At 33.0% G+C, this 16,451-nt stretch carries 11 protein-coding genes; 9 read left to right on the forward strand and 2 right to left on the reverse strand.

All coding sequences use genetic code 11. The features are described 5' to 3' along the window. Nucleotides 1–2: 2 nt before the first annotated feature. Nucleotides 3–2,030, reverse strand: a complete 2,028-nt coding sequence (locus tag Q4Q35_RS10980) for a tetratricopeptide repeat-containing sensor histidine kinase (protein ID WP_303278019.1) — start codon at nucleotides 2,028–2,030, stop codon at nucleotides 3–5. Between the two features lie 270 nt (nucleotides 2,031–2,300). On the opposite strand from Q4Q35_RS10980, the gene Q4Q35_RS10985 reads away from it, so the two are divergent. From Q4Q35_RS10985 to Q4Q35_RS11015, 7 genes are all read left to right on the forward strand, one after another. After that, the gene (locus Q4Q35_RS10985) at nucleotides 2,301–3,707 is read left to right on the forward strand and encodes a glycogen synthase (RefSeq protein ID WP_303278088.1); all 1,407 of its coding nucleotides are present in this window, start codon (nucleotides 2,301–2,303) and stop codon (nucleotides 3,705–3,707) included. Between the two features lie 5 nt (nucleotides 3,708–3,712). Beyond that, nucleotides 3,713–4,975 (forward strand): glucose-1-phosphate adenylyltransferase, encoded by a 1,263-nt coding sequence (locus Q4Q35_RS10990; protein WP_303278020.1) that lies wholly within the window; start codon nucleotides 3,713–3,715, stop codon nucleotides 4,973–4,975. 3 nt (nucleotides 4,976–4,978) lie between these two features. Further along, complete coding sequence (glgB, locus tag Q4Q35_RS10995; protein ID WP_303278021.1) at nucleotides 4,979–6,883, forward strand: 1,4-alpha-glucan branching protein GlgB; 1,905 nt, start codon at nucleotides 4,979–4,981, stop codon at nucleotides 6,881–6,883. A 145-nt stretch (nucleotides 6,884–7,028) separates the two neighbouring features. Next, a complete protein-coding gene (locus Q4Q35_RS11000; protein ID WP_303278022.1) occupies nucleotides 7,029–9,431 on the forward strand; it encodes a glycoside hydrolase family 31 protein in 2,403 nt (800 codons plus the stop codon). Nucleotides 9,432–9,552: 121 nt separating this feature from the next. Next, nucleotides 9,553–9,846, forward strand: a complete 294-nt coding sequence (locus Q4Q35_RS11005; RefSeq protein ID WP_303278023.1) for a DUF6958 family protein — start codon at nucleotides 9,553–9,555, stop codon at nucleotides 9,844–9,846. Between the two features lie 93 nt (nucleotides 9,847–9,939). Then, nucleotides 9,940–10,506 carry a Crp/Fnr family transcriptional regulator gene (locus Q4Q35_RS11010; protein ID WP_303278024.1) on the forward strand — a complete coding sequence of 189 codons (567 nt, stop codon included), beginning with the start codon at nucleotides 9,940–9,942 and terminating at the stop codon, nucleotides 10,504–10,506. A 51-nt stretch (nucleotides 10,507–10,557) separates the two neighbouring features. Then, a complete protein-coding gene (locus tag Q4Q35_RS11015; RefSeq protein ID WP_303278025.1) occupies nucleotides 10,558–11,013 on the forward strand; it encodes a DoxX family protein in 456 nt (151 codons plus the stop codon). A 90-nt stretch (nucleotides 11,014–11,103) separates the two neighbouring features. Here the strand turns inward: Q4Q35_RS11015 and Q4Q35_RS11020 are convergent, their stop codons facing one another. Next, nucleotides 11,104–12,927: a cation:proton antiporter gene (locus Q4Q35_RS11020; protein ID WP_303278026.1), complete on the reverse strand. Its 1,824-nt coding sequence runs from the start codon at nucleotides 12,925–12,927 to the stop codon at nucleotides 11,104–11,106. Nucleotides 12,928–13,094: 167 nt separating this feature from the next. Here Q4Q35_RS11020 and Q4Q35_RS11025 point away from each other — a divergent pair, with 167 nt between their 5' ends. Both Q4Q35_RS11025 and Q4Q35_RS11030 read left to right on the forward strand, forming a co-directional pair. Further along, entirely contained in the window at nucleotides 13,095–13,943 is an 849-nt protein-coding gene (locus Q4Q35_RS11025; RefSeq protein WP_303278027.1) for a universal stress protein, read from the forward strand. Next, a complete protein-coding gene (locus tag Q4Q35_RS11030) occupies nucleotides 13,940–16,135 on the forward strand; it encodes a SulP family inorganic anion transporter (RefSeq protein ID WP_303278028.1) in 2,196 nt (731 codons plus the stop codon). The genes Q4Q35_RS11025 and Q4Q35_RS11030 overlap by 4 nt, the downstream gene beginning before the upstream one ends. The last annotated feature ends 316 nt before the right edge of the window (nucleotides 16,136–16,451 follow it).

The following is a 16,451-nucleotide window of genomic DNA, read 5'->3' on the forward strand; positions in this document are numbered from 1 at the left end:
TGTTAGACTGGGATATTTATATTTAGTTCAGTTCCTTTGTTTGGGCTTGAGATTATGTTATAATCACCTTCAAGTTTTAATACTCTAGAGACTATATTTTTTAAACCAATGCCTCTATAATTCCTATTGACCTCAAAGCCTATGCCATCATCGTGTATTTTAATTTCTAAAACTAACTTTTTTAATGAAAAAGAGATAGTAACCATATGAGCTTGTGCATGTTTTGTTATATTTTGTATGGCTTCTTGTATAATACGGTAAATTTCTACTCTTATACTTTCGTTAAACATTTCAAATTTTACATCGATTCCTTTTTTAAACTCATATTTATATCTACCTATAACGCTTTGTCTCTTTAGATAGCTCTCAATAATAGACTCGAAATTAGTTTTTGATAATTTGCTTTCTTTTTTTAACGTATGAGATATATCTCGTACTTCTCTTTCTATATCTTGTAACTCTTCTATAAACCCTTTGTGTTTCTTTAAAGCTTCTTGTTCTTCCTTTATATTTAAAAGCCCCATACCCATTCGTGTAGCAAACAATCTACTTAATACGCCATCATGTAAATCTTCTGCAATTCTATGTCTTTCTTGTAAACGTCCCTCTTCCTGCCTAGTTTGCTGTTGTAACATTAACTTATAAATTTCCTGATTGGCTTTTTCTTGCTCACTCGCAAAAGCTAATGCCTTATTTTTAGAGCGTTGTACTTTTATAAAATACAAGAGCCCTAATACCAATAATAGGATACCACCTATTACTGAGATTAAAATGTTTTGGGTACTTAATCGCTTGGTTTCTTTTATATATTGGTCTGTTTCAAATTGTATTCTGGCATACTTATTCCTTTTTAAACGCTCTGCTCTCTGAATACTATCGTTTAAAGCTATATAGGACTCATAATGTCTTACAGCTATACTATCTTCTTCTATTCTTGATAGCACTAAAAGTGATTTTAATACATCGTCCTTATAAAATTGTTCTGAAACCTTTTTAGCTTTATAGCCATGATATAAAGCAGAATCTTTTTTATTATAACTATAGTAATACTCTGCTAAATGTTGATGGATAATTATGGTTCTATAATCGGCATTAACACTATCGCATATTCTTAAGGCTTTTAGATATAATTCTGGAAGTTGTTCATGCTCTTTAGATAAATATAATGCATGCGCATAATTATCTAATACAACAGCATGCAAACTCATCTCTTTATTAATAAAAACTTTATCATTTAAAACTTTTGTATATGTTTTAATAGCTTTATCGTATTGACCCGAATACTTAAAAGTATTTCCTAAATTATTATAACATATATATATAGTTTTTTGATTATCACCTTCAAGCTCTCTTTTTATTTTAAGTGATAAATTATAATATTCAATAGATTTTTCATATTGTTTCAACTGGTTAAACACCATGCCTAAATTGTTATAAATATAAGCTCTTCGTTTTTTGATTATATTACACTCTTTCAATGTTTCTAACAACAAAAGAGCTTCTATAGAGTTAATTTCACTACCAACAAATTCTTTCTCATCTTTTTGCAAAAAGGCTATTCTGGATAATATCAGTGCGCTACTGAAGCTATTCTTTAGTGCCTTATAAGTTTTCTGGGAAATATTGTAATAGTAATATGAGCTATCTGGTCTTATTTTTTGAAAAATGGAATAATGTTCTCCTAATAAACCACAATAAAAAGCAATCTCTACAGAATCTTTTAGTTTTCTAGCTAGTTTAAGGTGTTTATGAAACGTCTTTTTTAGTGCCTGAAAATCCTTAGTATTTGATAAAAAATCCAGACTATTTATATCTGATGAAAAAATAACTGAATCCACCGCCATTTTATAAGACAACTCGCAAGCTTTTTTAGCATGTAATATTCTAGTCTCTATATCTAATTCGTTGTTTTTAGATAAGCGTCTTAACTTTTGTATATAATCCAGTTGCTTTTTAAAGGTTTGGTCTTGTGCATTTATGTTTAAACAAAAAAATAGAAAGGGTATTAGTGCAAAAATGTACTTAAACATATATAATGAGGGCTCTTATAAAAAGTAAAAAACAAATATAGACTTTATTCTTATATTCAATTAATTGATTTTTTTATTAAGAAAAAAATATAATACCCTAAGGTTTCATTATGTATTATTGAAAAATTGAAAAGTATTTCTACATTTTTTTAATTTTTATTAATAAAAACTTCGATTAATCTTATATATAGGTTATTTTTCTTAAAAATAAAATCTTACAAAATTTTTAGACAATAATTTTGTAAGTTTATGAGATACGTAAAACCATATATGAATATTGTACACATTAGTGCAGAATGCTACCCGATAGCCAAGGTAGGAGGATTAGCAGATGTCGTTGGAGCATTACCTAAATATCAAAACAGTGCGACAATGTCATCTCAAGTTATTATGCCTTTTTATAATAACACATTTACCAAAGCACATACATTTAATACTGTTTATAACTCGCAATTAAACTTAGGAGATATATCGTACCCTTTTAAAATATTAACCTTAAAAAAAAGCCCTTTAGATTTCGACATATTTTTCGTTGATGTTCCCGAACTTTTGTTCAAAGAATATGTTTATTCTAATGACGATACCGAGCGCTTCTTGGCATTCCAAATTGCCGCTTTAGATTGGATGTTAAATTGGGATACATATCCCAATTATATACACTGTCACGATCATCATACAGGACTTATCCCTTTTATGTTACAAGAAAGTTTTAAGTATGAACGCTTTAGAAAAACACCTAATGTTTTAACCATACATAATGCACAATACCAAGGCTGGTTTTCTCATAATAAAGTACACTTAATTCCTGCCTTTAATTTTGAAAATGCAGGGCTTTTAGATTGGGATGGTAGCGTAAACCCATTAGCAGCAGCCATAAAATGCGCCTGGAGGGTTACCACCGTATCACCCACCTATATGGAAGAATTAAAAGTATCTGCCAACGGATTAGAAGACTTGTTAAATCATGAAAGTGCCAAATGTTCCGGCATTCTAAACGGTATCGATTGGAATGTATGGAATCCGGAAACCGACAACTATCTTATTTCTAATTATAACATAGAAACAGTCATTTCCGGAAAAAAAGCCAATAAAAAGCATTTGTGCGATACCTTTAATTTAGATTTTAACAAACCTCTTTTCGCTTTTATTGGTAGATTAGTTGGAGAAAAAGGATCTGATTTGTTTCCCGAAACATTTAAAAAAGTACTCGATAAAGGAGATGCTTCCATCTTATTATTAGGCTCCGGACACGAAGAAGTAGAAGTTCAACTAGAAGCCCTCAAAAAGGAATACAAAGGCACTTATAATGCCTTTATAGGTTATGATGAAGCCTTGTCCCATATTATTTATGCTGGTGCCGATTTCTTACTCATGCCATCCAGAGTAGAGCCTTGCGGACTCAACCAAATGTATGCATTACGATATGGTACTATACCAATTGTAAGAAGCATTGGAGGTCTTAAAGACACCGTTATAGATATCTCGGAAAAGAACGGATTTGGTATTTGCCATGCAGATGTTACTGTGTCTAACATAACAAATGCTATCGAAAGAGGTGTTTCCCTTTATGAAAACAATAGCACCTATAAAAAATTAACCAAGCAGATCATGGAGATAAATCATTCCTGGGATACATCTGCGAAAGCATACATAAAATTATATAAATCCATAAACTAATAAAGATGATTAATGATAAAGTTTTATCCATTATACTAGGAGGAGGCCAAGGTTCCAGATTACATCCATTGACAGAAACAAGATCTAAACCAGCAGTTCCCATTGCTGGAAAATATAGATTAGTAGATATTCCTATTTCGAATTGTATTAATTCAAACATAAAACGCATGTTTGTCTTAACACAATTTAATTCGGCTTCTTTAAACCGCCATATTAAAAACACGTATCATTTTAGTTTTTTCAGCTCTGCTTTTGTTGATGTATTAGCAGCAGAACAAACCCCCGGAAACAAAGGGTGGTTTCAAGGAACTGCAGATGCCGTTCGCCAAAGTATGCATCACTTTATAAGACATGACTTCGACTATGCATTAATCCTTTCTGGCGACCAATTATACCAAATGGATTATGAATTAATGATCGATCAACATATAAAAAGCAAAGCCAAAATATCTATTGCTACCATACCTGTTAATGCAAAAGATGCGACTTCTTTTGGGATATTAAAAGCCAATGATAAAAATGTAATCACTTCATTTATTGAAAAACCAGATGCCGGTTTATTACCAGATTGGGTTTCTGAAGTAAGTGATGAAATGAAAGGACAAGGCCGAAATTATCTGGCTTCTATGGGTATTTATATTTTTAACAGGGATTTGTTAATAGACTTAATGAACGACCCAAGCACCATAGACTTTGGTAAAGAAATTATTCCTCAAAGCATAGATAAGCACAAAACATTAAGTTACCAATATGAAGGGTATTGGACAGATATAGGAAATATAGACTCATTCTTCGAGGCTAATATCGGTCTAACAGCAGACATTCCGGATTTCGATTTATACGATAAGTCTAAACGGATATATACTAGAGCCAGAATGCTTCCTACAACAAAAGTATCTGGCACAACACTAAACAAAACAGTTATAGCAGAAGGTTGTATAATTAGTGCGGCCAAAATTGAAAAATCGGTAATAGGCATTCGTTCCAGAATAGGAGACGAATCAACAGTAATAAACACCTATATGATGGGGAGCGACCATTATCAAACTTTAGGTGATGTTACGAATCCCAATATAAATTCTATAGGAATTGGAGCTCGCTGTTTTATAAAAAATGCCATTTTGGACAAAAATTGTTGTATAGGTAATGATGTAAGAATTAATGGAGGTACACATTTAGAACCGGTTGAAACAGACTCATACGCCATTAAAGATGGTATAGTAGTAATTAAAAAAGGAGCCATTATTCCTAATGGTTTTGTTATATAATATATGGCGCACGTAAAACCTTATAGTTTATTTACAGATTATGATATCGATCTTTTCAAAAAAGGAAAACATTATCGTCTATATGAAAAGTTTGGATCACATATAACAACAAATAAAGGTATTGAAGGCACCTATTTTGCTGTATGGGCGCCCAGTGCTAAATCCGTATCTGTAATTGGCGATTTTAACTATTGGAAAGGAGGCGAACATCAATTAAATGTACGCTGGGATTCAAGTGGTATTTGGGAAGGTTTTATTCCTCTAATAGGAAAAGGCACTATTTATAAGTACAAAATTGAAAGTCATAATGACAATATAACAACAGAAAAAGCAGATCCTTATGCAAGACGTTGCGAGCATCCGCCAAAAACAGCATCGATAATCTGGGACGATTCCTATGTATGGAAAGATAACAATTGGATGGAGAAGCGTAAACAGCATAACGCCATAGATGCACCTTTTTCTGTTTATGAAGTACATTTAGGGTCTTGGAAAAAACATTTAGAAGAAGGTCGGTTTTTATCATATTTTGAATTGGCCGATCATTTAGTAAACTATGTAAAGGACATGAATTTTACACATGTAGAACTCATGCCTATTATGGAATACCCTTATGATCCTTCTTGGGGGTACCAGTTAACAGGGTATTTTGCACCCACTTCCCGTTTTGGATATCCTGAAGAATTTAAGTATTTGGTTGATATGTTTCACCAAAACGATATTGGTATTATTTTAGATTGGGTACCATCTCATTTCCCCGAAGACGCACATGGTCTTGGGTTTTTTGATGGCTCACATTTATATGAACATCCGGACAAAAGAAAGGGCTATCACCAAGATTGGAAAAGTTTAATTTTCAATTACGAACGTAATGAGGTTATATCCTTTCTAATAAGTAATGCCATATTTTGGATGGAACAATATCACGCAGACGGATTACGTGTAGATGCTGTCGCATCTATGTTATTTTTAGATTACTCTCGTGAAGATGGTGAGTGGGAACCGAATATTTATGGTGGTAGAGAAAACCTAGCTGCTATAAATTTTTTAAAAGAGCTAAACAAAGAAGTTTACAGATCGTTTCCAGATGTTCAAACCATTGCAGAAGAATCTACAGCATTTCCTATGGTTTCTAAACCTGTTTTTTCAGGTGGATTGGGCTTTGGAATGAAATGGATGATGGGATGGATGCATGATACTTTAGAGTATTTCGCTAAAGACTCTATTTACAGAAAACACCATCAAAACGATATAACGTTTAGTTTAGCATATGCCTTTACCGAAAATTTTATGTTGCCACTATCGCACGACGAAGTGGTTTATGGAAAAAATTCTATTTTAGGTAGAATGCCCGGTGACGAATGGCAGCGTTTTGCAAACCTTCGCCTGTTGTACGGATATATGTTTACACATCCGGGAACCAAATTATTGTTTATGGGTGGTGAATTTGGACAATATAATGAATGGAATTTCCAAGAAAGTCTGGATTGGAATTTATTAGAGTTTGAACCACATAAAAACCTTCAAAACTATTATAAAGAGTTAAACAAACTTTATAAAACAACACCTGCCTTATACGAAAAAGGGTTTAGCGGTGAAGGGTTTGAATGGATTAGTTTTGATGACCATGAAAACTCTGTCATGTCTTATATAAGAAAAAGTTATGACTCTAAAAATGATGTTATTGCAGTATGCAATTTTACTCCAACTGTTAGAGAAAATTATAAAATAGGAGTTCCTGTAAAAACAAAAATTAAAGAAATTTTTAATAGTGATGCTAAAGAATTCGGGGGAAGCGGCATCGGAAATACAAAACCAATTTCAACAAAGAATGACCCTTGGAATGGTAAAGACTTTTCGGTAGAAATAACACTCCCTCCTTTAGGTATAGTTATATTTTCAACTTAAATAATTTTCTATTTGAGATTTATGTAATTATCTCGCTGATTATTTGTGGTTTATCAAATAATCATAATGTTTTTTTAATAAAAACTGACCACTAATACCTGTTAAATTTAGTAATTTAGGCGATTAATAAATTGCGCAACCCCATATGATTTTAAATACCGAATTAGAATATAAAGGAAATTTGTTTCCTTCTAAAATAGTTTCATACGAAAAAAACCTAAACGTGCTCTCTTTTACCACAGAGAACGGTGTTATATTAGAGGTTACCGTACGTCGTGATAGTATTCTACGGTTCAGATTTACTACAACAGGTATTTTCGAAAATGACTTCTCTTATGCCATAACTAAATATGCGAGTAGAGGATATAATCATCTTGAAGTCACAGAGAGTCAAGATAATTACATTATAACCACAGCAAAACTTATTTGCCATATTTCAAAATTAGACTTGCGTACTTCTATTTTTGATGCTACTGATAATACATTGATTTGTGAAGACGAACTTGGATTCCATTGGGAAGAAAGTTACGAACATGGTGGCGATATTGTTAAAATGTCAAAAATCTCACAACCTGGAGAAAGTTATTATGGTTTAGGAGATAAACCTGTAGATAATAACCTTAAAGGAAAACGTTTCGAAAACTGGGTAACAGATTCTTATGCCTATGGTAGAGATACCGATCCCATTTATAAAACAATTCCATTTTATACTGGTTTGAATAATAAAAAATCATATGGAATATTTTTTGATAATACGTTTCGTTCGTTTTTTGATTTTAGTCATGAACGTCGTAACATAACCAGTTTTTGGGCTCAGGGAGGTGAAATGAATTACTATTTCATTTATGGTCCTAACATGTCTGATGTCGTTGTGAATTATACCGACTTAACTGGTAAGCCGCATGAAATGCCAGCGCTTTGGACATTAGGCTATCATCAATGTAAATGGAGTTACTATCCAGAATCTAACGTAAAAGAAATTACAGCTAAGTTTAGAGAATTAAAAATTCCATGTGATGCCATTTACTTGGATATTGATTATATGGAAGGCTTCCGCTGTTTTACATGGAGTAAAGAGCATTTTCCAGATCCAAAAAGAATGGTTAAGGAATTGGCAGATGACGGGTTTAAAACCATTGTTATTATAGATCCGGGTATTAAAATCGATATGGATTATTCTGTGTTCCAAGAAGGTCTCGAAAAAGATTATTTCTGTAAACGAGCAGACGGTCCTTATATGAAAGGAAAAGTATGGCCGGGAGAATGTTATTTCCCGGATTTTACAAGACCAGAGGTAAGAGAATGGTGGGCCGGGTTATTCAAGGAGCTCATTGAAGACATAGGGGTTAAAGGTGTTTGGAACGATATGAACGAACCCGCAGTCATGGACGTTCCCGGAAAAACATTTCCTCCAGATGTGCGTCATGATTACGACGGCAACCCTTGCAGCCATAAAAAAGCACATAATATTTATGGGATGCAAATGGCTAGAGCTACTTATCAAGGCTTAAAAAAATTCGCTTACCCAAAAAGGCCTTTTGTAATTACAAGAGCTGCTTATTCTGGTACACAACGTTATACTTCTAGTTGGACAGGTGATAATATAGCCACATGGGATCATTTAAATATCGCCAATCTGCAAGCACAACGTATGTGTATGTCTGGATTCTCCTTTGTAGGATCTGATATTGGCGGATTTGCAGAACAACCTAATGGTGAGTTATACGCACGCTGGATTCAACTAGGTATTTTCCACCCGTTTTGCAGAACACACTCTTCCGGAGATCATGGCGACCAAGAACCCTGGGCTTTTGGAGATACAATAACTAATGTAGTAAGGAAATTTATTGAATTAAGATATCAATTACTGCCTTACTTATATACGGCATTCTGGAGATATGCCGAAGAAGGTATTCCTATTTTGAAATCACTAGTGTTATACGATCAAGAAGATTCTCAAACACATTATAGAAACGATGAGTTTATATTTGGAGAAAAAATATTAGCGTGTCCTGTAACCGGTCCTAACCAGAAAGGAAGACGCATGTATATACCTAGAGGGAAGTGGTATAACTTCTGGACAGATGAAATTGTTAGTGGCGGCCAGGAATTATGGGTAGACGCCGATCTGGATAGCATGCCCATATTTGTAAAAGAAGGCGCTATTGTTCCTAAATACCCCGTTCAACAATATGTAGGTGAAAAGGTTATTGATGAGTTATTACTCGATGTATATTACAAACTAGGTAAAGAAAACTCCATGGTTTATGAAGATGCTACCGATGGCTATGATTACATTAAAGGACGTTATAGTCTAAGAGATTTTAAATTGCTTGGCAAGAAAAACGAATTGATTATTCAGCAACATAAATCAGGTAAGTTTATAACAACATATAAAACGTTTAAATTAAGCTTGCATGGCTTGCCTTTTAAAATTTCTAAAGTTCAGGTGGATAACGAAGAGATTCTTTTCAAGGATATAAAACTTAATGGTGATAATACATTAGTTCTTAATAAGGAATTTACCGAGCTTCATATAATAGGTTAATAAATCTATCTTAAATTATAAATAAAACCCGCTTTTAAGTGGGTTTTTGTGTTTAATAAGATGACTTTGTAAGAAAAAACAACAACTTCGCCTAAACACTTTTACTTTTTAAAGCTAGAAAATGCTTGATAATAATAAAATATTAACATTACACCCTCAAGGTAAAAAGGGAGTAAATATATTAAAAAGAAGATATGATGTCATTAAAGAATTCATAATTGATACCATTGAACAGCATGGGGAAATTTCATATGAAAGTATGAATGATTTGGCGGTAGAAAAATTAACCAAATCTTTCGACGGTAAAGTAGTATGGTATATTGTGACCGTTAAATTAGATTTGGAAGCAAGAGGAATTATCGAGCGAATACCAAAAACAAGCCCGCATAAATTAAGAATGAAAAAAGAGTCTTAACGATCTCAAGACAATAATATTTTATAGAACGGCACACTAAAACATAAACAACTATTAAACAAATTCTTAAAATTCAAGTTTAATAAATATAATATGAATAATGTTAGAGCTTATTTTGATACATTAGTCAAAATGAATGATGTGGATTGGGAGCTATTTTCTTCAAAGCTCGAAAAAAAAGAATTCAAAAAACGAACAATACTTTTAGAGTCAGGGAACATTGAAAAATACCTTTACTTTATTGAAAAAGGCTCGGTAAGGCTATATATTCCTAAAGAAGATTATGACTTAACTTTTGGATTTTGTTTTAGTGGCCGGTTTATGAGTGCTTACGATTCTTTTTTAACCCAAACGTCAAGTACCTATCATATAGAAACGCTTACCGAAACTACCATTTGGAGACTAACTTTTGATGATTTACAAGATATTTATAAACAAACTGAAGTGGGTCATGCCATTGGCAGAATTGCTGCAGAAAACCTGTTTCTTGCTAAAGTAAAACGAGAACAATCATTACTTAACCAAACCCCACAAGAAAGGTATTTAAGCTTATTTACAGAACAACCTCAGCTCATAAAAGAAATACCTTTAAAATATCTTGCATCTTATATTGGCATCACACCTCAAGCTCTTAGCAGAATTAGAAAACGAATTTCTTAACTCAGGTTCATTGTTTCATCAATAATGTATTGGGACATTTGTACAAAAAAGATGAAACCTTTAATTGTACTTATTTCTGCCTCCTTAATACTGCTATTCGCATTAAAAATTATCACCGGGAAACCAGATTTAATTTTTTCAGCGAGGATAGGAATGTCCATAATGCTATTATTTACGGCTTTAGGTCATTTTATATTTTCCGAAGGCATGGCCCTAATGGTACCTAGTATTGTTCCTTTTAAAAAACAAATCGTTTATTTTACTGGAGTTATCGAAATTGCAGCCGCAATAGGTCTTCATATTCCCAAACTACGACTAGTAACAGCTTGGTTATTAATTATCTTTTTCATTCTTGTTTTTCCCGCAAATATTAGGGCTTCGCTCGAAAATATAAATTACCAAAAAGCAACTTATAATGGAAACGGTTTAACCTATTTATGGTTTAGAGTACCGCTTCAAATCTTATTTATTGTTTGGGTTTATATCAGTTCAATCAAATACCTTTAAAGAACCATGAAAAATTTAATACTATTTTTAATCATGACGTCAACAACCTCTCTTAGCTTTTCGCAAAAACAAACTGTTTTATTTAATAAGTTACTTTAAAAGTTTTCCTAAGTACACGAGCTTATAGCCTTTTTCAACTTTATCGATAGCTTTATTATATGAAGATATAATTTCTAAAACACCTTTTTTATCTTTAACAAATAAGGGAATGATATCGTTATCCTTGTTTATTAATTCTATTAAATCTTCGTAATCTGCCCTGTCTTGAATTTCAATTTCATGAATTTCTGGATTTTTACGAGCTACCTCAGTTAGCAAGTTAAAATCGTCTGTATGAGAAAATAAGCCTTCCTTTGGGTTATTGTTAGGGTCATTCATTTCATCAACCGTTATCAGTCTAAACGATCCGTTCTCACCAAATTGTTTTCCAAACTTATCAATGGCATACTTATTAATATCTGCATTACCGGTTAAAGCCATTAAAAACCCCACATCGTTAAGCTCTATATTATCGCCTAAACTTTCAGAATATATATCTGTATTTATAGCTTCAAGCCCTGATTCTTGGGCTATTTGAATATTCGTTTGGTTGCTGTCAATTAAAACAACATTCCGTTGATTGTCCACTAAATATTGCCCTATTAATCTAGACACCTGTGAGGCTCCTAATATTAAAATACCTTCCGATCTTTTTAGAAAAACACCAACAACCTTAGCAAACACCCTTGCAGTAGTCGCATTAAGCAAAACCGTTCCAAGAACAATCATAAATACTAAAGGGGTAATATACTCGGCACCTTCAACACCTTGTTTTATTAATTTACTTCCAAAAAGCGAAGCAATTCCCGCAGCAACTATACCTCGGGGCCCTACCCAACTAATAAATATTTTTTCATTGATTTTTAATTTAGATCCTGAGGTGCATAATAATACGCCTAGTGGCCTAATTACAAAGACTACCACTAAAAATAACCATACTGTTTTCCAATTGTATATCAACATTAAATCTTCAATATTAATATTTGCTGCCAACAAGATAAACAGAATTGAAATCAATAAAACACTTAACGATTCTTTAAAATGCAGCAACTCTTTAATGCTCTCTAATTTTCCATTTCCTAGTACCATCCCCATAACCACTACAGCAAGAAGACCTGATTCATGTGCAAAAATTTCAGATTCTACAAAAACCAATAAAACAACCGAAAGGGACACGACATTTAATAAATAGTCGGGAATTAACTTTTTGTTTATTGCAAAAGCCAAAGCATGAGCAAACGTAAACCCGAATGTTGTTCCAAAAAGAATGATTTTACCAAACTCGACTAGGGCGGTTTTTGTAAAACCGCTATCACCTTCAACACTTATAAACTCAAAGACCAGTACCGCTACCAAAGCGCCTATGGGGTCTATTAAAATACCTTCCCATTTTAAAACAGTAGATACATCTTTTTTAAGCGGTATATTCCTAAGGATCGGTGTTATTACGGTAGGCCCGGTAACAATAATTAGCCCGGAAAAGAGAAAAGATATTTCGAAACTAAAACCAAAAATAAAGTAAGCAGCAATACCGGCTCCAAAAAAAGTAATGGTAGAACCCAATGTTATCAATTTGGTAATAACCGGGCCTACATTCTTTATTTCGGAACGCTTTAATGTTAATCCCCCTTCAAAAAGAATGATACTAATAGCCAGAGAAACAAAATAAAACAAGCCTTCTCCCGGAAACAAACCTTGTTTGCCATTCCAGATAGGTTCAATCCATTTGGAACCATCATCGCTTAAAAACTCCGCTGCAATGGGGCCAACCAATAGCCCTATAAGAATTAATGGTAATATGGCTGGGATTTTAAATTTCCAGGCAACCCACTGTGCCAATATACCTAAAATAATGATTCCTGCTAGTTCTAACATCTTTTTAAAATCTATTAAGATACTAATTTAAATAAAACAGATGATTTCGCATTCTTTATTTGATTTGATTTTTAAGAGTTTACCTCCTGCATAACTTAATGTTTGGTTTATTCTGTCTTTATTTAAAAAAATATTATCTTTCTACTCTTGTAATCTAAATAATAAAAGTGTCTTTACAACCATTTAAAAGTATTGGAATTGGTGCCGCATTCTCACCTAATTTAAAAGCAAACCTACATGAAGCAGTTAGACTTTCTCTATTTTTTAAATCAAAGTTATTTTTAATCCATGTTGGTGAAGTTTCTGATGATAAGGTTAAAATGCTAAAAATCTTTTTAAAGCCTTTTGAAAAAGATAATCTGGATTACGAAGTCGTATACAAATCTGGAAACCCAGTAGATGTTATTCTGTCTACTACTGAAGAAAAAAATATTGATCTCTTAATTCTTGGAGCCGTACAACGGGAACGTTTTTTAAAATATTACGTAGGGTCTATTGCCAGAAAAATTACTCGTAAAGCAAAGTGTTCTGTATTATTATTAATTAAGCCTTCGGTAGAACGTGTTGCATGCGAGCATATTGTTGTAAATGGATTAGAAGACCCTAAAACCGAACAGACTATTAAAGCCGCTTTTTATGTTGCCAAACAACTTGAAGCCGAAAAAGTTACCATTGTTGAGGAAATTAAACAGGAACAAGTTTCTGTAAAGGTCGACGATGATAAATCTTTGCGTAAAGCCAATATTATAAAAGAACGTATAAGGCTTAGGGAAAACTCAAGAATTAAAGATATTATAGCACACATCCCCGAAAAATACACCAAAAATGTTGTCACAAAACTACAGCCCATTTTTGGCAAACAAGGCTATTCTATAGGGCATTATGCGCAAATTTCCAGAGCCGATTTATTGGTTATGAATGCCCCTAGTAAAATGACCTTTTGGGACCGTTTATTTCCCCATGATATTGAACATATTTTAACCGAACTACCAACCGATGTCCTAATTCTTCAATGAGTCCGAAAAAAAATAAAATAAAAGATTTTCTTAGCGCATTACCTAAAAATATATTTTCTGGTTTTGTAGTTAGCCTTATAGCACTACCACTTGGTTTAGGATTAGCCATGGCTAGTGAAGCGCCTCCTATTGCTGGCATTATAGCAGCTGTTGTTGGCGGTATTGTAGTCTCTATTTTTGGCGGGAGTCATGTTACCATTGCAGGCCCGGGTAATGGTTTGGTTGGAGTCCTTCTTGTTGCCATATCGACATTAGGTTTAGAAAGTGCTTTTGCTGCCATTATATGCTCCGGTATATTAATTCTCCTGCTTGGTTTTTTTAGAATGGGAAAATTAGCAGATTTTTTTCCTTCTTCTGCTATTCAAGGCATGCTAGCTGCTATTGGGCTTATTATTTTAGGCAAACAGTTTCATATTATGCTTGCTCATAAAATAAAACGTGAAGGTACTTTAGATTACTTATTTGAAATTCCATTTACCATAAACGATGCCATACACTACGAAAATAAAGGGTTAATTTTTGCTTCTTTGGCAGGCATAATAAGCTTGACTATTATGATGTTTTATTCTAAAATAAGAAATAAATACTTGCAATTAATACCTGCCCCTATGTGGATTGTCCTACTATCTATAGGGTTTAGTTATTATTTTGAGTTGGTGGTTCATGAAACAAACCCTATAGCTAAAGAATACATGATATCTGGCATACCTAGTATTCAAACCATCATTTCAGATATGCAGTTACCAAATTTTACCAGTATTGGTAGTTTTTCTTTTTGGTTAAGTGTCCTTGCTATTACATTAATTGCCAGTATAGAATCTTTATTAAGTATAAAAGCGGTAGATAAATTAGATCCCGAAAAGCGGCGGTCTAATGTAAACAAAGATTTAAAAGCACTTGGTTTAGCCACTATTGGCAGCGGGTTTTTGGGTGGGCTAAATGTTGTAACTGTTATAGCTCGTAGTTCTGTTAATGTAAATAATGGAGCCAGTAACAAATCGTCCAACTTTTTTCATGCTACTTTTTTAGTGCTTTTTATTGTATTATTCAGCACACAACTTACCAGAATACCATTACCTGCTTTAATGGCTATTTTAGTATATACAGGCTATAAATTAGCTTCGCCAAACGTAATAAAAAAGATATTTTCTATAGGTAAAGAGCAGCTTATCATATTTTTTGTCACCTTATTGGTGACTTTAAAAGTTGGACTTATAACAGGTATATTAGCGGGTGTTATTACCACGTTAATTATTCATGTGGTCATTAACAAAACATTATCGTTGTTTGTTAGAAATGTAATGAAGCCAAACGTTTTAATGTACCAGGAACAAGGCAATAACAATTTTTACATTAGTGTAAAACACTTTTGCAGCTTTTTAAACTATTACAAGTTAAAAGAAAAATTAGATGCTGTAACAGAAGACAAAGACGTTATAGTCGATTTTTCGCTATGTAGTTTTGTAGACCATACGGTTATGGAAAACATGCATAATTACCAAGAGTTGTTTAAAAAACGTGGCGGTCATTTTGATGTTATTGGTTTAGATATGCACGATACAGACTCTGAGCATCCTTTTGCTTTGCGTCGTTTACTCCCAGTGCCCAATATTATTAAAAACAACCTTACCAGACGCCAAACGAGTATGGAAGCTCTGGCAGAAGATTATGATTTAAACTATACCTCTGAAAAACAAAAAGAGGTTGGTTTTTTAAATCATTTCTTATTTTTTAATACTAAAAACATCAATCATATTTACAATCAATTATCAGATAATAACAATGATCTAAACCTATTTGATCTCGAGTTTTCCGAAGGAGAATTTATAGCTAAAGAAGTGGTGAGGTCTACCATGCTTCATATACAATTAAATCGGACTATACCTGAGTTTACTTTAGATAGGGAAGGCTTTTTAGAAAAGGTATATACCTTTGCCGGTTTTAAAGATATTCCCATTCAAAATCATTCCGATTTTTCCAATCGTTTTTATTTACTTGGAGATAATGAAGAGGCCATAACTGCTTTTTTCGATGATGATTTAGTTCATTTCTTTGAAAGCAATCCGTATTACCATATTGAGTCAAATGGTGAGTCTTTGTTAATCTTCGGAAAAGAACGTCTGGCAAGCATTAAAGAAATTAAAGCCTTGTTCGATTTTGGAAAACGCTTGAAAGGTGTTGTCGAGGATTGATATGAAAATTGTTTGTGTCTCGTCCTAAAACCCAGTTTACAGGTTATGAGTATTATTCCGTAAGAATTGGCGAGGAAATAGAAACCTTATTGCAAGAAAGAACAGCGTATAAATCTTATTAGTGTACAACTATCATACATTATTATTTTAAATCCAGCTATTTAATTATTGGTTTATGTTATTGTATACCAATGTTTAAGTTAAGTAGTGCTTTGGGGTAAACGAATTCGCTATAATTAATCTTTTTATTATTTATACTCATTTAGCAAATTAATTGCTAACGCATTCAAAAACAGTAATAACATCTTCAGTATTG

Source organism: Flavivirga aquimarina (genome assembly GCF_030540835.1).
GTDB classification, from domain to species: Bacteria; Bacteroidota; Bacteroidia; order Flavobacteriales; family Flavobacteriaceae; genus Flavivirga; species Flavivirga aquimarina.

Coding starts and splice junctions, on each gene's coding strand:
- Q4Q35_RS10990 (WP_303278020.1), top strand. CDS start 3,713: ATGATTAATGATAAAGTTTTATCCATTATACTAGGAGGAGGCCAAGGT.
- Q4Q35_RS11010 (WP_303278024.1), top strand. CDS start 9,940: ATGAATAATGTTAGAGCTTATTTTGATACATTAGTCAAAATGAATGAT.
- Q4Q35_RS10980 (WP_303278019.1), bottom strand. CDS start 2,030: ATGTTTAAGTACATTTTTGCACTAATACCCTTTCTATTTTTTTGTTTA.
- Q4Q35_RS11020 (WP_303278026.1), bottom strand. CDS start 12,927: ATGTTAGAACTAGCAGGAATCATTATTTTAGGTATATTGGCACAGTGG.
- Q4Q35_RS11000 (WP_303278022.1), top strand. CDS start 7,029: ATGATTTTAAATACCGAATTAGAATATAAAGGAAATTTGTTTCCTTCT.
- Q4Q35_RS10985 (WP_303278088.1), top strand. CDS start 2,301: ATGAATATTGTACACATTAGTGCAGAATGCTACCCGATAGCCAAGGTA.
- Q4Q35_RS11030 (WP_303278028.1), top strand. CDS start 13,940: ATGAGTCCGAAAAAAAATAAAATAAAAGATTTTCTTAGCGCATTACCT.
- Q4Q35_RS11005 (WP_303278023.1), top strand. CDS start 9,553: ATGCTTGATAATAATAAAATATTAACATTACACCCTCAAGGTAAAAAG.
- Q4Q35_RS11015 (WP_303278025.1), top strand. CDS start 10,558: ATGAAACCTTTAATTGTACTTATTTCTGCCTCCTTAATACTGCTATTC.
- glgB (WP_303278021.1), top strand. CDS start 4,979: ATGGCGCACGTAAAACCTTATAGTTTATTTACAGATTATGATATCGAT.